Origin of the sequence: Marinobacter sp. DY40_1A1 (assembly GCF_016597815.1) — a bacterium.
Taxonomy (GTDB): Bacteria; Pseudomonadota; Gammaproteobacteria; order Pseudomonadales; family Oleiphilaceae; genus Marinobacter; species Marinobacter xiaoshiensis.
In genome coordinates this window covers 23,314-39,470 of the sequence record NZ_VCHA01000007.1, presented here as the reverse complement: position 1 = coordinate 39,470, position 16,157 = coordinate 23,314, and the positions used below count along the sequence as shown (strand labels likewise).

The 16,157-nt window shown below is 55.6% G+C and carries 15 protein-coding genes; 11 read left to right on the top strand and 4 right to left on the bottom strand.

Annotated features, from left to right (window positions below):
* The gene (locus FFI61_RS16270) at positions 1-1,530 is read right to left on the bottom strand and encodes a WS/DGAT/MGAT family O-acyltransferase (RefSeq protein WP_200204823.1); all 1,530 of its coding nucleotides are present in this window, start codon (positions 1,528-1,530) and stop codon (positions 1-3) included.
* Between the two features lie 125 nt (positions 1,531-1,655).
* A complete protein-coding gene (locus FFI61_RS16265; protein ID WP_200371756.1) occupies positions 1,656-2,567 on the bottom strand; it encodes a LysR substrate-binding domain-containing protein in 912 nt (303 codons plus the stop codon).
* A 118-nt stretch (positions 2,568-2,685) separates the two neighbouring features.
* On the opposite strand from FFI61_RS16265, the gene FFI61_RS16260 reads away from it, so the two are divergent.
* Complete coding sequence (locus tag FFI61_RS16260; RefSeq protein WP_200371755.1) at positions 2,686-3,669, top strand: glutathione S-transferase family protein; 984 nt, start codon at positions 2,686-2,688, stop codon at positions 3,667-3,669.
* A 7-nt stretch (positions 3,670-3,676) separates the two neighbouring features.
* Here the strand turns inward: FFI61_RS16260 and ispB are convergent, their stop codons facing one another.
* Positions 3,677-4,645 carry an octaprenyl diphosphate synthase gene (gene ispB, locus FFI61_RS16255; protein WP_200204820.1) on the bottom strand — a complete coding sequence of 323 codons (969 nt, stop codon included), beginning with the start codon at positions 4,643-4,645 and terminating at the stop codon, positions 3,677-3,679.
* A 250-nt stretch (positions 4,646-4,895) separates the two neighbouring features.
* Here ispB and rplU point away from each other — a divergent pair, with 250 nt between their 5' ends.
* The 4 genes from rplU (at position 4,896) to proB (ending at position 7,978) form a co-directional block, all read left to right on the top strand.
* The gene (gene rplU, locus FFI61_RS16250; RefSeq protein WP_071265462.1) at positions 4,896-5,207 is read left to right on the top strand and encodes a 50S ribosomal protein L21; all 312 of its coding nucleotides are present in this window, start codon (positions 4,896-4,898) and stop codon (positions 5,205-5,207) included.
* Positions 5,208-5,242: 35 nt separating this feature from the next.
* Complete coding sequence (gene rpmA / locus FFI61_RS16245) at positions 5,243-5,506, top strand: 50S ribosomal protein L27 (RefSeq protein ID WP_200204819.1); 264 nt, start codon at positions 5,243-5,245, stop codon at positions 5,504-5,506.
* Between the two features lie 89 nt (positions 5,507-5,595).
* Positions 5,596-6,795, top strand: coding sequence for an Obg family GTPase CgtA (gene cgtA, locus FFI61_RS16240; protein ID WP_200371754.1), 1,200 nt, complete (start codon positions 5,596-5,598; stop codon positions 6,793-6,795).
* 58 nt (positions 6,796-6,853) lie between these two features.
* Positions 6,854-7,978, top strand: a complete 1,125-nt coding sequence (gene proB / locus FFI61_RS16235; protein ID WP_200371753.1) for a glutamate 5-kinase — start codon at positions 6,854-6,856, stop codon at positions 7,976-7,978.
* 82 nt (positions 7,979-8,060) lie between these two features.
* Here proB and rpsT read toward each other — a convergent pair whose 3' ends face one another.
* Positions 8,061-8,330: a 30S ribosomal protein S20 gene (gene rpsT, locus FFI61_RS16230; protein ID WP_200204816.1), complete on the bottom strand. Its 270-nt coding sequence runs from the start codon at positions 8,328-8,330 to the stop codon at positions 8,061-8,063.
* 310 nt (positions 8,331-8,640) lie between these two features.
* On the opposite strand from rpsT, the gene murJ reads away from it, so the two are divergent.
* From murJ to ispH, 6 genes are all read left to right on the top strand, one after another.
* Positions 8,641-10,221, top strand: a complete 1,581-nt coding sequence (murJ, locus tag FFI61_RS16225; RefSeq protein WP_200371809.1) for a murein biosynthesis integral membrane protein MurJ — start codon at positions 8,641-8,643, stop codon at positions 10,219-10,221.
* A gap of 83 nt (positions 10,222-10,304) precedes the next feature.
* Positions 10,305-11,282, top strand: a complete 978-nt coding sequence (gene ribF, locus FFI61_RS16220; protein ID WP_200371752.1) for a bifunctional riboflavin kinase/FAD synthetase — start codon at positions 10,305-10,307, stop codon at positions 11,280-11,282.
* A gap of 49 nt (positions 11,283-11,331) precedes the next feature.
* Complete coding sequence (ileS, locus tag FFI61_RS16215; RefSeq protein WP_200371751.1) at positions 11,332-14,151, top strand: isoleucine--tRNA ligase; 2,820 nt, start codon at positions 11,332-11,334, stop codon at positions 14,149-14,151.
* Positions 14,151-14,675 carry a signal peptidase II gene (gene lspA / locus FFI61_RS16210; protein WP_200371750.1) on the top strand — a complete coding sequence of 175 codons (525 nt, stop codon included), beginning with the start codon at positions 14,151-14,153 and terminating at the stop codon, positions 14,673-14,675. Before ileS ends, lspA begins: the two co-directional genes overlap by 1 nt.
* Before the next feature lie 5 nt (positions 14,676-14,680).
* On the top strand, positions 14,681-15,133 hold the full coding sequence (gene fkpB / locus FFI61_RS16205) for an FKBP-type peptidyl-prolyl cis-trans isomerase (protein ID WP_200204812.1): 453 nt from the start codon (positions 14,681-14,683) through the stop codon (positions 15,131-15,133).
* 2 nt (positions 15,134-15,135) lie between these two features.
* Positions 15,136-16,086, top strand: coding sequence for a 4-hydroxy-3-methylbut-2-enyl diphosphate reductase (gene ispH / locus FFI61_RS16200; RefSeq protein WP_200371749.1), 951 nt, complete (start codon positions 15,136-15,138; stop codon positions 16,084-16,086).
* Positions 16,087-16,157 lie beyond the last annotated feature (71 nt).

Sequence of the window (16,157 nt, the reverse complement as noted above, 5' to 3'; positions counted from 1 at the left end):
CTATCGCCTGAAGCGCGCGGTCAGTTTCTGCAGTGCGCCTTCAAGCAGATTCATGGCATCGTCTGCCAGTGTCTGGCTCCGGGATTCTTCGAGCGGGGTGTACATTTCCTCGGGGGCAAGCTTGTTGGCGGCGATTTCTATGGCGTCAAGGCTGTCACAGACATGACTTCGGAGAGACTCTCCATGAGCGACCACATCCGGGCAGATGGTGAAGTTGAGGGTGAGGCTACCTTGATAGCTTACGGCCACAATAACCAGCCCCAAACTGTCGAACAGTGGAGCGGCATTGTACTGTTGAACCAGTCTCGCACCTTGTAAGTAAAGGGGAACCTGTGGCCCGGGCACATTGGTAATGGGCAGGTTGAATACCGGTTGGTAGCGCTGAGCAATCTGTAGTTCCGAATACAGTCGTGCTGACAACGCCAGCATCGTTGAGGGCAATAATTCAGTAAGTCGATCTGCAGCAATGGCCTCCCGGTATGGCTCGGAGGCGACAGCGTTCCAGTGAATCCGGCGAATACGTTGGGCCGGGTTACGCTCATCGGTTGCCAGATCCAGAAGCATGGCAGACATTTGGCTGCCGGTGGCTTTGTTCAATGTACTTGAACGCACGGAGATGGGCGTCATGGCAATCAACGACTCACTAGTGCTTGCACCCTGATCATCCAGGTATCGACGCAGGGTTTCTGCACAAAGCCCCAGCACCACATCATTAAGTGTTACATCCACCAGGGATGCCTTGATTGCTTTCAGGCGAGATAAGTCTACCTTCGCTGAGATTATCTGGCGATTGGCTGTGATCTGGCGGTTGAATGGGCTGTGGGGAGCTGAAAACAGCGGGAATGGCAAAGGTATTTTCCGCAGTTGCTTCTGGATCAGGCCGCGCACTGTTGCCTCTGCCGCACCAACGGCGAGAGACGTCGCGCGCCAGGGGGTTCGCAGCATGTTGACGCCTGCCTGTATAACAACACGCTCTTCTGAAGGTTTCGGCCGTGGTTGCCAGGGGCGTGGCGTACGGATGGGTTGTGGCTCAGGAGTGTATTCCATCAGTTTGCCCATGATTTCAGCCCCGCTGAAGGCATCGATGGCTGCATGGTGCAGTTTTACAATGAGAGCGAAGCCGGCCTTGCCTTCTTTATCGTCACCCAGGCGGAAACCGTCCACGAAGGTAATGTGCCAGAGTGGGCGATCACGCTTCAGAGGATCTTCGAGTATCCTGGATGCAAGAGTCATCAGATGTGATTCACGGCTGTTTTCGCCGAGGCTGACATAGGCCAGGTGTCGCTCAATACTGAAATCCGGATCATCTATCCAGTAGGGCCGACCCATGCGCAACGGGATTTCTTTTAGTAGCTGGCGGAACACCGGGACGACGTGAAGGCGGCTCCGTAGATAGGCAATAAAGGTGCTGAACGCCAGGGGTGTTTCCCGTTCGCTGGCGTCAAACACGTAAATGCTGCCGATGTGCATCGGTGCATTGGCTGATTCCAGGTACAGGAAGGAGGCATCCAGTTCCGATAGCTGCCGCATCAATGAGCTCCGTTCGTTAGTGTGGTTCGCTGCAGTATAAATGAACTGTCTGTTGATGCCGTTGACTCATTTGCCTGCCAGAGTTCTGCTGCGGAGCCATTTCGCCCCATGCCTTGCGCGTACGCTCAGGTGGTGAGCCAGTCTGCTATTGCCGGATCGTCGATCAGCCGGTCCCAAAACCACATCAGGGCCTTACCCTTGTCCTCCGCGTGCCTGGCGGCCTGGAGCGAAACGGATTGCCTCGCCTCTCTCACCTGCTTTTCGATGAGTTCGCCGTTGGCAACCAAGGTGTTCACTCGGGATCTGGGCAGCCAGCCTACGGCGAGGCCTGCTTTCTGCAAGGCGATTTTGTGGTCCATGTTGGTGCCGGTCAAGGTGCGCTGTCGGTGGAAGATGCCTGCGTGACCAACGGGAAGAGATCGAGACGAGTCAGCGGCAACGGCAGCGGGAAAACGTAAGATATCTTCCTCGCTCAGAGGTTCTTCCGCGTTCGCCAGAGGATGGCCGGGTGAGACGACGAAAATGAAATCCATTACTCCAAGGTTTTGACACGTAAAGTTTCCGGCGGGCTTGCTGATGTCGTCGGCTCCCACAACAAGGTCCACCCTGCGGCTTTGAAGCGCATCCCAGGTGCCGGCAAACACTTCTTCAACAATCTGAACATCGACAGGCACGCCCAAGGCGCTGAAGTCTTTGATGGCCGGGAATAGGCACTCCGCTGGCAGCAATGAGTTGAATCCGATCCGCAGCCTGGTTTCCCAGCCTTGCGCGACCTGCCGGGTTGAGTGCGCAAGGTTCTCGGCGGCATCAAGCAGAATGCGGCCTTCCTCGAGTAGGTAAAGGCCTGCAGGCGTGAGCACGGCGCGATGACCACTTCTGTCGAACAGGGTGACGTTCAGGTCTTCCTCGAGCTTTTGCACCGTGTAGCTGATCGCCGATGGCACCCGGAATAGTTCGCCGGCAGCACCGGCGAAGCTGCCTTTGCGGCTGATGGCATCGAGGACTCTCAGGGCGTCTATAGTAATGGCTGTGTGCATGTTCGAATTATCTGAAGTTGTTGGCCAGAATTGGTTGCTTGTGAGGTTAGCGGGCAAGCCGCTATTCTTCTCTGCATATGTTGGCACATAAATTCAGTTTTTTTGAGGGGTATTCATTATGGGTCTTCTTGTTGACGGAAAATGGCAGGACAAGTGGTACGACACCAGTAAAACCGGTGGAAAATTCGAGCGCGAAGCAGCGCGGTTCCGGAACTGGGTAACGGCAGATGGTTCGCCGGGGCCTGACGGTGAAGGTGGTTTCAAAGCCGAGTCCGGGCGCTATCATTTGTATGTGTCTTTGGCTTGCCCCTGGGCCCATCGCACGCTGATTTTCCGGAAGCTGAAAGGTCTTGAAAAGCACATTTCCGTGTCAGTTGTGCACCCGGATATGGTCGAGAACGGCTGGGAATTCCGACCTGGCGATAGTGCGCACAAGGATGATCTGCATGATTTCCGCTTTATGCATCAGGTGTATACCAAAGCAGCGCCGGATTATTCGGGACGGGTCACGGTTCCTGCGTTGTGGGATAAGCACCAGAACACCATCGCCAGCAACGAGTCGGCGGAGATTATCCGTATGTTCAACTCGGCGTTTGACGGGCTGGAAGGTGTGAACGCTGATTTGGACTTTTATCCGGAAGCGCTGCGGGCAGGCATTGATACGGTGAACGAGCGGGTTTACAACACGGTTAATAATGGTGTGTACAAGGCAGGGTTTGCAACGGCTCAGGATGAGTATGAAAAAGCTTATGCCGAGCTGTTCGAGTCTCTGGACTGGCTGGAAGCGAAGCTGTCGAAGCAGCGGTATCTGACGGGGAATACGATAACAGAAGCGGACTGGCGCCTGTTCACAACCCTGGTTCGGTTTGATGCGGTCTATTACAGCCACTTCAAATGTAATCGTCAGCGCATCAGCGATTTTCCGGCGCTTTCAGGTTATCTGAGGGAGTTGTACCAGGTGCAAGGAGTGGCCGGTACCGTGGATATTGGGCAGATCAAGCAGCACTACTATGTGAGCCAGCGCACTATCAATCCCACACAGGTCGTGCCGGTGGGGCCGCAGTTGGATTTCACCGCACCCCACGGCCGCGACGGTCTGTAAATGGTCTCTAGCTGACTCGCGCTACAGCAACCTGGGCCAATAGCTCCAGGGCGGCTTTGTGGGGTGAGTCAGGAAGAACAGCCAGGGTGTCAGAAGCTTTTGTGGCTTCGGCCCTGGCTCTCTCCATGGTGTACTCCAGTGCGCCGGATCTTTCTACCAGTTCGAGAACCTTTGGCAAATCATCCAACCCACCTTTGCGGATGGCCTGGCGTATGAGCTGGCGGTCTGCTTCGCTGCTGTTCGCCATTGCGTGAATCAGTGGCAGGGTAGTTTTACCTTCCGCCAGGTCATCGCCCACATTTTTGCCCATGGTTTCGGCGTCACCGCGATAATCCAGAACATCGTCCACTAGCTGGAAGGCCAGCCCCAGGTGTTTGCCGTAGTGTTTCAGCGCCTGCTCCTGAGCCTCGCTCGCATTGGCGAGTATGGCGCCGGAGTGTGATGCTGCTTCGAACAGCATGGCGGTTTTGTTGTGAATCACAGTCATGTACTGATCTTCGGTGAGATCCGGGTTTTTCACGTTCATCAGCTGCATTACTTCGCCTTGGGCGATCACGGCTGTGGCGTGCGACAGAATCTCCATAATAGGCAGGCTCTTCAGCTCGACCATCATCTCGAATGCGCGGGCGTAGAGGAAATCACCTACTAATACACTGGGGGCGTTTCCCCAGTTGGCATTTGCTGTGCTGCGGCCCCGGCGCATATCCGATGTATCCACAACATCGTCGTGAAGCAGGGTGGCGGTGTGCAGGAATTCAATCACCACAGCCAGCTTCAAGTGTTCGTCTTTACTGTAACCAGCAGCTCGGCTGGAAAGTAAAACCAGTAAGGGTCTCAACCGCTTACCGCCGCTTTCAATGATGTGCTGGGCTATTTTTTCTACCAGGGGGACATCGGAGGAAAGCCGCTGGATGATCAGGTCATTAACGCGGCTGAAGTCGTCTGCCACGGTGTCGTAAATGCGCTGGGCTGTCATGCGGCTTGTGGATCCCTTGCTGATGTCGTGGTTAGATAGCTGTCTAGTGTACTGTTAATACAGGCAGGTTGCGGCAATGCTAGGTATTGCGGCGGTTAGTGTCAACTTGGCTTGTATTGCTGGCTGCCTTTTCGTACAATCACGCGCCCAACTCATCCCAACCTGCGCTCCCTGCTATAGGGTTGCCGAAGCGCTTCCCTTAGAACCAGGTGGATAAGAGCAGGGATGGGTCAATCGCGGAGTAAAGTTAATGTACGCAGTTATTGTTAGCGGTGGTAAACAGCACCGTGTTAAAGAAGGCGAAACGCTGAAGCTGGAAAAGCTGGAAGTGGAAACAGGCGGCAACATCGAGTTTGACCGCGTTCTGCTGATCGCTGATGGCGACAACTTCAAAGTTGGCGCGCCGGTAGTTGATGGTGCCAAAGTGACTGCGGAAGTGGTTAGCCACGGTCGTCACGACAAGATTAACATCATCAAATTCCGTCGTCGTAAGCACTCAATGAAGCGTCAGGGCCACCGTCAGTGGTTCACTGAAGTCAAGATCACGGGTATCCAGGGCTAAGGTCTGGAAAACACCCCTTAATCAGGAGGCTTGTCATGGCTCACAAAAAAGCAGCAGGTAGTACCCGTAACGGTCGCGATTCCGAGTCGAAACGACTTGGTGTCAAGCGCTACGGCGGCGAATCAGTATCTGCAGGCAGCATTATCGTTCGTCAGCGCGGAACCCGTTTCCACGCCGGCACCAATGTTGGCCTGGGCAAAGACCACACGCTGTTTGCGAAAGCAGACGGTCAGGTTGTGTTCGAAGTGAAAGGTCCACAGAACCGCAAGTTCGTAAGTATCGTTCCAGCTGCTGCCTAAGCAGCGGCGATCCGGTTCTGTTGAGCCCCGCGTCTTCCTTGAGGCTGCGGGGCTTTTTAGTTTATGCGCCATGCGCAAAGGGTTGATTCATGAAATTCGTAGACGAAGCCACAATCATCGTTGAAGCCGGTAACGGCGGGAATGGCTGCCTCAGTTTCCGGCGTGAAAAGTACGTTCCCAAGGGCGGCCCTGATGGGGGCGATGGCGGGGATGGTGGCTCCGTGTATCTTGAGGCGAGCGATTCGCTTAACACGCTGGTTGATTATCAGTTTCAGCGCAAGCACAAAGCGCCAGGCGGTGAGCAGGGTTCGGGGCGTAATTGCACCGGAACCAAGGGTGAGGATCTCATACTGCCAGTACCTGTGGGCACCACAGTGGTTGATGTCGATACCCACGAGGTGCTTGGCGACCTGACTCGCATAGGTCAGCGCTTGAAGGTGGCTCAGGGTGGTTTTCATGGCCTCGGCAACACCCGGTTCAAATCATCTATAAACCGTGCGCCCCGCCAAACCTCAAAAGGTTCAGAAGGCGAGCTCAGGAACCTGCGGCTGGAGCTGAAAGTTTTGGCCGATGTGGGTCTTCTCGGGTTGCCCAATGCCGGTAAGTCGACGTTTATACGGTCGGTATCTGCTGCAACGCCCAAGGTGGCAGATTATCCGTTTACCACCCTGGTGCCGAATCTGGGCGTGGTGAGTGTGCAGGCCCACCAGAGTTTTGTTATTGCCGATATCCCCGGTTTGATTGAGGGTGCTGCTGAAGGCGCGGGCCTCGGCGTGCGTTTTTTGAGGCACCTGGTGCGCACTCGCTTGTTGTTGCACCTGGTGGACGTGGCGCCTTACGACGGTTCATCGCCAGCACATGCGGTAAACGTGATTGCTCATGAGCTTGAGAAGTTCAGCGAAACCCTGGCGAGCCGGGATCGCTGGCTGGTGTTGAACAAGGTCGATATGGTGCCGGAAGAAGATCGGGAGGCTCATTGTCAGGCGATCGTTGATGAGCTTGGCTGGCAGGGGCCGGTGTTCCGTATTTCAGCGTTAAGTGGTGAGGGCACCAAGCCGCTGACTCAGGCAGTTATGCGTTGGATTGAAGAACGCGCCGAGGAAGAGGCAGAGAACCCTGAGGTTGCTGAGCAGGAAGCGGCAAGGCGTCGGAGGATGGACGAAGAAGCACGGGCTGGCGTAGAGGAAGAGCGGCGTGCTCGTCGGGCTGCTCGCGAGGCCGCTGGCGATGATGATGACTTTGACGACGATGATGATTACGACGTTGAAGTGGTGTATGTGAAGGATTAGATTTCGGCCTTTTTATGTCTGAATTATCCCGTTCTACCGAGAGAGACAAGCTCGTATCATGACGCAACGCGCCCAGCTGCAGCAGGCTCGCCGCCTGGTGGTTAAAATTGGAAGTGCCCTCCTGACTAATGATGGTAGGGGGCTGGATGTAGAGGCGTTGGGTCTTTGGGTAGACCAGATGGCGGCCTTGGTCCGCGAGGGTGTCGAATTAGTGGTGGTTTCTTCCGGGTCAGTTGCGGAAGGAATGAGCCGGCTGGGGTGGAAAAAGCGCCCGGAACAACTGCATGAATTGCAGGCCGCTGCCGCTGTCGGCCAGATGGGATTGGTGCAAACCTGGGAGGCGCAATTCAAGCGCCACGGTATTCATACCGCCCAGATTCTACTGACCCACGATGATCTTTCCGATCGCAAGCGCTATTTGAACGGCCGTAGCACGCTCAGGGCGTTGCTGGATTTTGGTGTTGTGCCCATCGTAAATGAAAACGACACAGTGGTTACCGACGAAATCCGTTTTGGCGATAACGATACTTTGGGTGCGCTGGTCACGAACGTGGTTGAGGCCGACGGCCTGATTATCCTCACCGATCAGCTGGGGTTGTTCGATAAAGACCCCCGCAAGAACCCGGATGCCGTTATGGTAACCGAGCGGTTTGCCGGAGATCGTACCCTGGACGCCATGGCGGGCGGCGGTGCTGGCGAGCTTGGCCGCGGTGGTATGTTGACCAAGTTGCGTGCAGCGCGCTTGGCAGCACGCTCCGGAGCTTTTACGGTGATTGTGGGTGGCCGTATTGAATCCGTGCTTACCCGCCTTCGGCAAGGTGATGTATATGGCACCTTGTTGCTCCCGGAGCAGGGTCGTATTGCGGCGCGCAAACAATGGCTGGCAAGCCATCTTCAGACTCGTGGAAAGCTCACGCTGGATGATGGGGCGGTGCGGGTACTCCGTCAGGGTGGTCGCAGCCTGCTGCCGGTTGGAGTGAAGGGCGTTGTTGGGCGGTTCCGGCGCGGTGAGATGGTGTCTTGTGTCGGCGAGGATGGCGCGGAGGTTGCGCGTGGTTTGGTGAATTACGATGCGGATGAGGCCACGGCGATAGCGGGCCGTTCCAGTAATAGCATCTCTGATATTCTGGGGTATATCTCAGAGGAGGAGATGATTCATCGGGATAATATGATCATCATCTGAAGCAAAAGAATCTGAATCAAAAAAACCGGCTCATGGCCGGTTTTTTTGATTCGCAATAAGAGCTTTCAAGCGTTGGACGCTATCAGGCGCTCTTCAGAGCCTTGATCTTGGAGACCATGCGGCTCTTCTGGCGAGCAACTTTGTTCTTGGTAAAGATGCCTTTGTTGATCATGCTGTCCATGATCGGCTGTGCGGCCTGGAAAGCAGCCTGAGCTTCTTCATAGTTGCCAGCTTCGATCTTGGCCTGAACTTTTTTCATGTAAGTGCGGGTCATGGAACGCAGGCTGGCATTGTGCTTGCGGTTCTTCTCGTTCTGACGTGCGCGCTTTTTGGCTTGCGGGGAATTTGCCACCGTAAAACTCCTGAAAGTACTTAAATTCGTTACTGAATGATTCGTACGGGAAACTCTGGGCAAAATACCATCCAGAGGGACCCTGAAATCGCGGGCGCGCCCATAACCAGCGCGTCGAAATAAATGACGCGGAACTATGCCGCTCAAACCCGGAAATGTCAATACCAAACCCCGTCAGGGTGACAGATAGTCCCCCGGTATAAAAGGCCTGTGCTAAACTCGCGGCTCGCCGGATAAGGGTATGGCGGGGAAGCAGGTAATTCCCGAGACACCCGACCGAAAACAATGCATAACCCGGATACGAACCCGCATGTCGTCGCAACCCTCAATCCCGCCTGAAAACAAGCCGCCGGTTAAAGCGCCCGGGCTGCTGCGCTCGTCTGGTCTGGTCGGCGTTATGACCATGCTTTCCAGGGTTCTGGGGCTGGTTCGGGATATGGTCATTGCGCGCTATTTTGGTGCGGGCGCGGGGGCTGATGCTTTTTTTGTAGCCTTCAAAATCCCTAACTTTCTGCGCCGGCTTTTCGCCGAGGGTGCGTTTTCTCAGGCGTTTGTGCCGGTGTTGTCATCCTATCGCGAGAATCAGTCGGCCTCGGATGTAAAACGATTGGTGGATGCGGTTGCGGGCTCGCTGGGGTTGGTTCTGCTGGGTATCACGCTGGTGGCCATGCTGGGCGCGCCGCTTCTGACTGCGGTATTTGCCCCGGGGTTTCTTGGTGATGACGTAAAGTTCGCGCTGACCAGCGACATGCTGCGCATCACCTTTCCTTATTTGCTGATGATTTCCCTGACGGCTTTTGCTGGCGGCATTCTCAACAGCTACGATCGTTTCGCAGTGCCTGCCTTTACGCCAGTGCTGCTAAATCTCGCGATGATTGGTGCCGCTGTTTACCTTACTCCCTTGATGAGCGAGCCAGTTATGGCTTTGGCCTGGGGGGTGTTCATCGCCGGTGCCTTGCAACTGTTTTTCCAGCTACCGTTCCTTATGCGCCTAGGGCTTTTGCCTCGGCCTCGGGTTGATTACAGGCATGAAGGCGTCAGCCGGATTCTCAAACTTATGGTGCCGGCGTTGTTTGGTGTATCGGTCAGCCAGATCAACCTGTTGCTCGACACGGTTCTGGCGTCTTTTCTGCAAACCGGGAGTGTGTCCTGGCTGTATTATTCAGACCGGCTTTCCGAGTTGCCTTTGGGTGTATTTGGCATTGCCATCGCTACGGTTATTTTGCCGAGTTTATCCCGCAAACACGCCGCTGCCTCGACTGACCAGTTCTCCGCCACTCTGGACTGGGCCGTTCGTGCGGTGTTGATTATCGGGGTGCCTGCCGCGCTTGCGCTTGCGTTGCTGGCAGAGCCTCTCATTGCAACGTTATTCCACTATGGTGAGGTGACCGACAGGGATGTGGCTATGTCGGCTCAGAGCTTGAGAGCTTATTCCGCAGGACTGCTGGCCTTTATGGTGATAAAGGTGCTTGCTCCGGGCTTTTTTGCGCGTCTGGACACCCGCACGCCGGTGAAGATTGGCATTATTGCCATGGTTGCCAATATGATCTTCAATCTGGCTCTTATTGTTCCTCTGGCCCACGCTGGCCTGGCACTGGCTACGTCACTTTCGGCCTGGCTTAACGCGATTTTGCTTTGGCAGGGCCTCAAGCGCCAGGGTGCCTGGAAAAGCCAGCCAGGCTGGGGCAAATATCTCCTGCAGATAAGCCTGGCTAATGCGGCCATGGTCGCGGTTATCCTTTGGCTGAACTACCCCGTTATGCGCTGGCTGTCGGCAGATGGTATCGAGCGTTCTCTGTATATGGGCGTAATAGTCGTGGCGAGTGCCGGTGCCTACTTCACTGTTCTGGCGCTAACCGGGGTGCGGGTAAGACATTTTCGCCAGAGGTAAGGTATAATCGCGCGTTTTCTCACCAGCGCTTTGCGCATTGATTGAGCGCGCAAAGCCACTTGGCAAATGAAGGTTCGCATTGCATGCGTCTGATCCGGGGCCTGACCAACCTGAAAATGCTTTCAAGGCAAGCGGATTCCCCGCTGGCACAAGGCTGTGTTGCCACAATTGGCAACTTTGATGGCGTTCATCTGGGCCATCAAACCATTATCGACCAGGTAAAAAACAAGGCAAATGCGTTGAGCCTGCCTTCGGTCGTAATGATATTCGAGCCTCAGCCACGGGAATTCTTTCAGGGAATGGAAGCGCCTCCCCGGTTAATGGGGTTTCGGCAAAAGTTTGAAGCCCTGCGTGCGGCGGGTATAGATATAGTACTCTGCCTGAGGTTTGATGGAACCTTTCGCAGCTATTCCGGCATGGGTTTCATCGACGATGTGCTTATTGATGGCCTCGCGGTGCGCCACCTTGTTGTCGGCGATGACTTCCGCTTTGGCTGTGATCGGGCCGGGGATTTCGCGCTCCTGGAGAAGGTGGGTAAAGCCGCCGGTTTTTCAGTGGAAAACACCCGCACCGTAACCGTTGCTGGCGAACGTATAAGCAGCACCCGAATCCGTAACCTGCTACTGGAGAACCAGTTGGAAAAAGCCGAGGCTTTGCTGGGACGCCCGTACCATATTCAGGGCAGGGTGGTTTACGGGCGGCAGTTGGGCCGGCAAATTGGTTCGCCCACGGCAAATATCCTGCTCCGCCAGATGCCTGCGTTGCGCGGTGTGTATGTGGTTGGTGTTACGCTTGGAAACGGACAGAAGCAGGACGGCGTTGCCAATATCGGCCTGCGCCCAACAGTGGATGGCAAGCAGCCTGCGCTGGAAGTGCACCTGTTAGACTTTGCTGGCACACTTTACGGCCAACGAATGGATGTTGTTTTCCGCCACGGACTGCGGAATGAAGAGAAGTTTGAGTCCATCGACGCGCTAAAAGCGCAGATAGCCAAAGATTTTGATGCCGCTAGAGCCTGGTTGGCCGAACACCCCGGGAAAAGCATCACCGATCCGAATTGAATACATAAGCAGACCAAACAAACTGACCTGAAGAGTACGCACACAAACCATGAGCGACTATAAGCACACTCTGAATCTGCCGGAAACCGCGTTTCCCATGCGTGGTAACCTGGCCAATCGCGAGCCTGAAATGCTCAAGCGGTGGCAGGATCTGAACGTATACGCCAATCTGCGCAAGCAGCGCGAAGGGCGTGACAAGTTCATCCTTCATGATGGCCCTCCTTACGCCAACGGCAGCATTCATATTGGTCACGCGGTCAACAAGATTCTGAAAGACATGATCGTCAAATCCCGCGGTTTCATGGGCTTTGATGCGCCCTATGTGCCGGGTTGGGATTGCCACGGTCTGCCGATTGAGCACAAGGTTGAACAGGAAATCGGCAAAGCCGGTGTGAAGGTCGACCACAAAACCTTCCGCCAGGCCTGCCGCGATTACGCCACCAAGCAGATTGCCGGCCAGAAAGCCGACTTTATCCGCCTTGGCATCATGGGTGAGTGGGATAAGCCCTACCTCACCATGGATCCGAAAGTGGAAGCCGGCATTGTGCGTGCGCTGGGCAAGATCGTCGCCAAGGGGCATGTGGTTCGTGGCTTCAAACCGGTTTACTGGAGTGTGGTGGGTCAGTCCGCGCTGGCAGAAGCCGAAGTGGAGTACCAGGACAAAACCTCAACCCAGATTGATGTGCGCTTTACCGCCGTCGACCAGGCCAAAGCCCTGTCGCTTTTTGCAACGGACAAAGGCGAAGGTGATGTGTCCGTGGTGATCTGGACCACCACACCCTGGACTATTCCGGCTAACCAAGCGGTGTCTCTCAATGCAGATCTGGACTATGCACTGGTGCAGGTTGACGCAGGCAACGGCCCCGAGCGGATGATTCTGGCTTCCGCCATGGTCGAAGGCATCATGGCACGCTGGGAAATCGAAAAATACGAAGTGCTGGGCCACTGCCTCGGTACGAACCTTGAACACCTGGCTCTGCATCACCCGATCTACGACAAACAGGTGCCTGCGATTCTGGGTGACCACGTCTCGATCGATGCCGGTACCGGAGCCGTTCATACGGCACCTGATCACGGCATGGAAGACTTCGTGGTTGGCAAAACCTATGGCATCGGCACACTGAGCATGGTTCAGGCCGACGGCACCTACACCAGTGCGACTGGCGAGTTTGCAGGTATTCATGTTTATAAGGCCGATGAGCCCGTCTGCGACGCACTAGCGCGTGAAGGCAAGCTGGTGCGGAAGGAAAAATTCCGTCACAGCTTCCCCCACTGCTGGCGCACCAAAACACCACTGATCTACCGTGCCACGCCGCAGTGGTTTATCAGTATGGAGAAAGAAAACCTCCGCGCAGATGCACTGGAAGCTATCAAGGGCGTGCGCTGGGTGCCGGCCTGGGGGCAAAACCGTATTGAGGGTATGTTCCAGCAATCTCCTGACTGGTGTATCTCGCGTCAGCGCACCTGGGGCGTACCGATCACCCTGTTTATCCACAAGGAAACACAGGAGCTGCACCCGGATACTCAAAACCTGATCGAAAAAGTGGCTCAGGCTATCGAAACCGACGGCATTGATGCCTGGTATGAGATCGATGCGCGCGAGCTGCTGGGTGAAGAGGCGGATAACTACGAGAAAGTGACGGACACGTTGGATGTGTGGTTCGATTCCGGTGTGACCCACGACTCCGTTCTGCGCGTGCGCCCGGAACTGGGACAGTTCCCGGCGGATATGTATCTGGAGGGTTCGGATCAGCACCGTGGCTGGTTCCAGTCATCATTGAAGACCTCCATCGCCATGAATGGTGTCGCGCCCTATAAGCAGGTGCTGACCCACGGCTTCACGGTGGACGGCAAAGGCCTGAAGATGTCCAAGTCAATGGGCAACGTGATCGCGCCTCAGGAAGTTATGAACGAGCTGGGTGCCGACATTCTGCGCTTGTGGGTTTCAGCAACCGACTACAGTGGTGAAATGACGGTGTCCAAGGATATCCTGCGTCAGACTGCAGACGGATATCGCCGTATTCGTAACACTTCGCGCTTCCTGCTGAGCAACCTCACCGGCTTTGATCCCAAGCAACATATGGTTGCGCCGGAGGATATGATTGCGCTGGATCGCTGGATGGTGGATCGCGCGCTGCAGCTGCAGAACGAGCTCCATGAGGACTACCAGAATTACGCCTTCCTGCGGATCTATCAGAAGGTATACAGCTTCTGTGAAGCTACACTGGGTGGATTTTACCTGGATATCATCAAAGATCGCCAGTACACCACACAAGCAGACAGCCTGGCCCGTCGCTCATGCCAAACGGCGCTGTATCACGTTGCTGAAGCGCTGGTGCGCTGGATCGCACCCATCCTGAGCTTCACCGCCGATGAAATCTGGCAGCACCTGCCAGGTGAGCGCGGCGAGACCGTGTTCTACGAAACCTGGTATGAAGGCCTCACAGCATTACCGGAAGATGCCGAGCTGGGCCGTGACTACTGGCGTCGGATATTCGGTATCAAGGAAGCCGTCAACAAGTGCATGGAAGAAGCCCGTGCCCGGGGCGAAATCAAAGGCTCTCTGAGCGCTGAAGTCACCCTCTATTGTGAAGGCGATCTGGCCGCTGATCTGGAGTTCCTGGGCGACGAACTGCGCTTTGTGCTGATTACCTCCGAAGCCACCGTAAGGCCGGTGTCGGAAGCTGAAGGTGCTGAAATGACCAGCTACGAAGGCCTGCGCGTGAAGGTAACTCCGGCTTCCCATGCCAAGTGTGAGCGCTGCTGGCACCACCGTGAAGATGTAGGCAGCCATGCCGAGCACAAAGACTTGTGTGGCCGCTGCATCACCAATGTGGAAGGAACGGGCGAAACCCGCTCGTTTGCTTGATGGATGCGGCAATGAATGAGCAGGTAACAGGAACAAAGCTCAAGTGGCTCTGGCTGGCAGTGCTGGTGATCGTAATCGATCTTGGCACCAAAGCCATGGCTACGGCCATGCTGACTTACGGCAATCCGGTGCCTGTTGTCCCCATGTTCAACCTCACGCTGCTGCACAACACCGGAGCGGCGTTCAGTTTTCTCGCGGGTGCCGCTGGCTGGCAACGCTGGTTCTTTGTGACGTTGGCGCTGGTTGTCAGTGTGGTATTGGTAGGTTGGTTGAAAAACCTCCAGCGCCATGAAACCTGGACCGCCATCGCCATCGTTTTGATACTGGGCGGCGCGCTTGGCAACGTGTACGATCGAGTAGTGCACGGCTACGTGGTCGACTTCCTGCATTTCTATTGGCAGGACTGGCACTTTCCCGCATTTAATCTGGCTGACACCGCCATTACCATAGGTGCTGCCATGATGATTCTTGATATGTTTCGCAAGCCCGCTGATTCCGGCACGCCTGCGAACGGGAGTGAATAAAGCCCATGAAAGAACTGCCTGTAGATAAAGGTACCCGCGTAACCCTGCACTTCGCGCTCAAGTTTGAAAGTGGCGAAGTGATTGATACCACCTTCGACAAAGATCCGGCTTCTCTGGAAATCGGAGATGAAAATCTGCCTGAGAACTTTGAAGCCTACCTGATGGGCATGAAAGCCGGCGACAAGGCCAGTTACCAGGTGCCGCCAGAAAAGGCGTTTGGTCAGCGCAATCCGAATAACGTACAAACCTTCAAACGACACGAGTTCAGCGCCGATATGGTGCTGGAGCCGGGGGTGATGATCTCCTTTGCCGACGCGCGCCAGCAGGAACTGCCTGGTGTTGTCAGCCGTGTGGAGGGCGACGAAGTGGAGGTGGACTTCAATCACCCGCTATCGGGGCGTACACTGACCTTCGATGTGGAAGTAATTGACGTAGAACCGGCAGGGCAGGCGCATTGACTATGCAGATAAGATTGGCAAACCCCCGTGGCTTTTGTGCAGGCGTAGACCGCGCCATCGAGATCGTAAATCGCGCCCTCGATGTGTTCGGTGCGCCTATTTACGTTCGCCATGAGGTGGTACACAACAAGTTTGTGGTCAATAACCTCCGCAACCGCGGTGCCATCTTTGTGGACGAGCTGGACGAAGTGCCAGACGACAAACTGGTCATCTTCAGTGCCCACGGCGTATCCCAGGCCGTGCAGAACGAAGCAGCGCGCCGGGGCCTCAAAGTGTTCGACGCAACTTGCCCGCTGGTCACCAAAGTACACATGGAAGTAATGCGCTACAGCCGCGACGGCCGCGAGTGCGTGCTCATCGGCCACCACGGTCACCCGGAAGTCGAAGGCACCATGGGCCAGTACGATCACAGTACCGGCGGCGATATCTACCTGGTGGAGAACGAAGAAGACGTATCAAAGCTGGAAGTAAAAGACCCGGCCCACGTCTCCTACGTTACCCAGACAACCCTCTCCATGGACGATACCGCCCGCGTCATCGACGCCCTGCGTGAAAGATTCCCGCTGATCGAAGGCCCGCGCAAAGACGACATCTGCTACGCCACCCAGAACCGCCAGGATGCTGTAAAGCAATTGGCTGGCGACTGCGACCTGATGTTGGTGGTTGGCTCCCCCAACAGCTCGAATTCCAACCGCTTGCGCGAACTGGCGGAACGCATGGGTACACCTGCCTATTTAATCGACGAAGCCTCCCAGATTGATCCGCAATGGCTGGAAGGCAAGAAGTCCGTTGGCGTAACTGCTGGAGCCTCTGCCCCCGAAGTACTCGTAAATGATGTGATTGCCCGCTTACGGGATCTTGGGGGTGATGTGCCAGAGGAGATTGCGGGGCGGGAGGAGAATATTGTTTTTTCTATGCCTAAGGAGTTGCGGATTGATGCGGTGAACGTGTGATGGGTTTCACGAACTGAACTCCTGGTTACCGCTCGTCCTTTCTAAACCGCCACTTGTCGAGAACGCCTGGC

What these genes read in the sequence shown, in the direction of transcription:
- FFI61_RS16270 (WP_200204823.1), bottom strand. Translation starts at nt 1,530, where the DNA reads ATGCGGCAGCTATCGGAACTGGATGCCTCCTTCCTGTACCTGGAATCA.
- FFI61_RS16265 (WP_200371756.1), bottom strand. Translation starts at nt 2,567, where the DNA reads ATGCACACAGCCATTACTATAGACGCCCTGAGAGTCCTCGATGCCATC.
- FFI61_RS16260 (WP_200371755.1), top strand. Translation starts at nt 2,686, where the DNA reads ATGGGTCTTCTTGTTGACGGAAAATGGCAGGACAAGTGGTACGACACC.
- ispB (WP_200204820.1), bottom strand. Translation starts at nt 4,645, where the DNA reads ATGACAGCCCAGCGCATTTACGACACCGTGGCAGACGACTTCAGCCGC.
- rplU (WP_071265462.1), top strand. Translation starts at nt 4,896, where the DNA reads ATGTACGCAGTTATTGTTAGCGGTGGTAAACAGCACCGTGTTAAAGAA.
- rpmA (WP_200204819.1), top strand. Translation starts at nt 5,243, where the DNA reads ATGGCTCACAAAAAAGCAGCAGGTAGTACCCGTAACGGTCGCGATTCC.
- cgtA (WP_200371754.1), top strand. Translation starts at nt 5,596, where the DNA reads ATGAAATTCGTAGACGAAGCCACAATCATCGTTGAAGCCGGTAACGGC.
- proB (WP_200371753.1), top strand. Translation starts at nt 6,854, where the DNA reads ATGACGCAACGCGCCCAGCTGCAGCAGGCTCGCCGCCTGGTGGTTAAA.
- murJ (WP_200371809.1), top strand. Translation starts at nt 8,641, where the DNA reads ATGTCGTCGCAACCCTCAATCCCGCCTGAAAACAAGCCGCCGGTTAAA.
- ribF (WP_200371752.1), top strand. Translation starts at nt 10,305, where the DNA reads ATGCGTCTGATCCGGGGCCTGACCAACCTGAAAATGCTTTCAAGGCAA.
- ileS (WP_200371751.1), top strand. Translation starts at nt 11,332, where the DNA reads ATGAGCGACTATAAGCACACTCTGAATCTGCCGGAAACCGCGTTTCCC.
- lspA (WP_200371750.1), top strand. Translation starts at nt 14,151, where the DNA reads ATGGATGCGGCAATGAATGAGCAGGTAACAGGAACAAAGCTCAAGTGG.
- fkpB (WP_200204812.1), top strand. Translation starts at nt 14,681, where the DNA reads ATGAAAGAACTGCCTGTAGATAAAGGTACCCGCGTAACCCTGCACTTC.
- ispH (WP_200371749.1), top strand. Translation starts at nt 15,136, where the DNA reads ATGCAGATAAGATTGGCAAACCCCCGTGGCTTTTGTGCAGGCGTAGAC.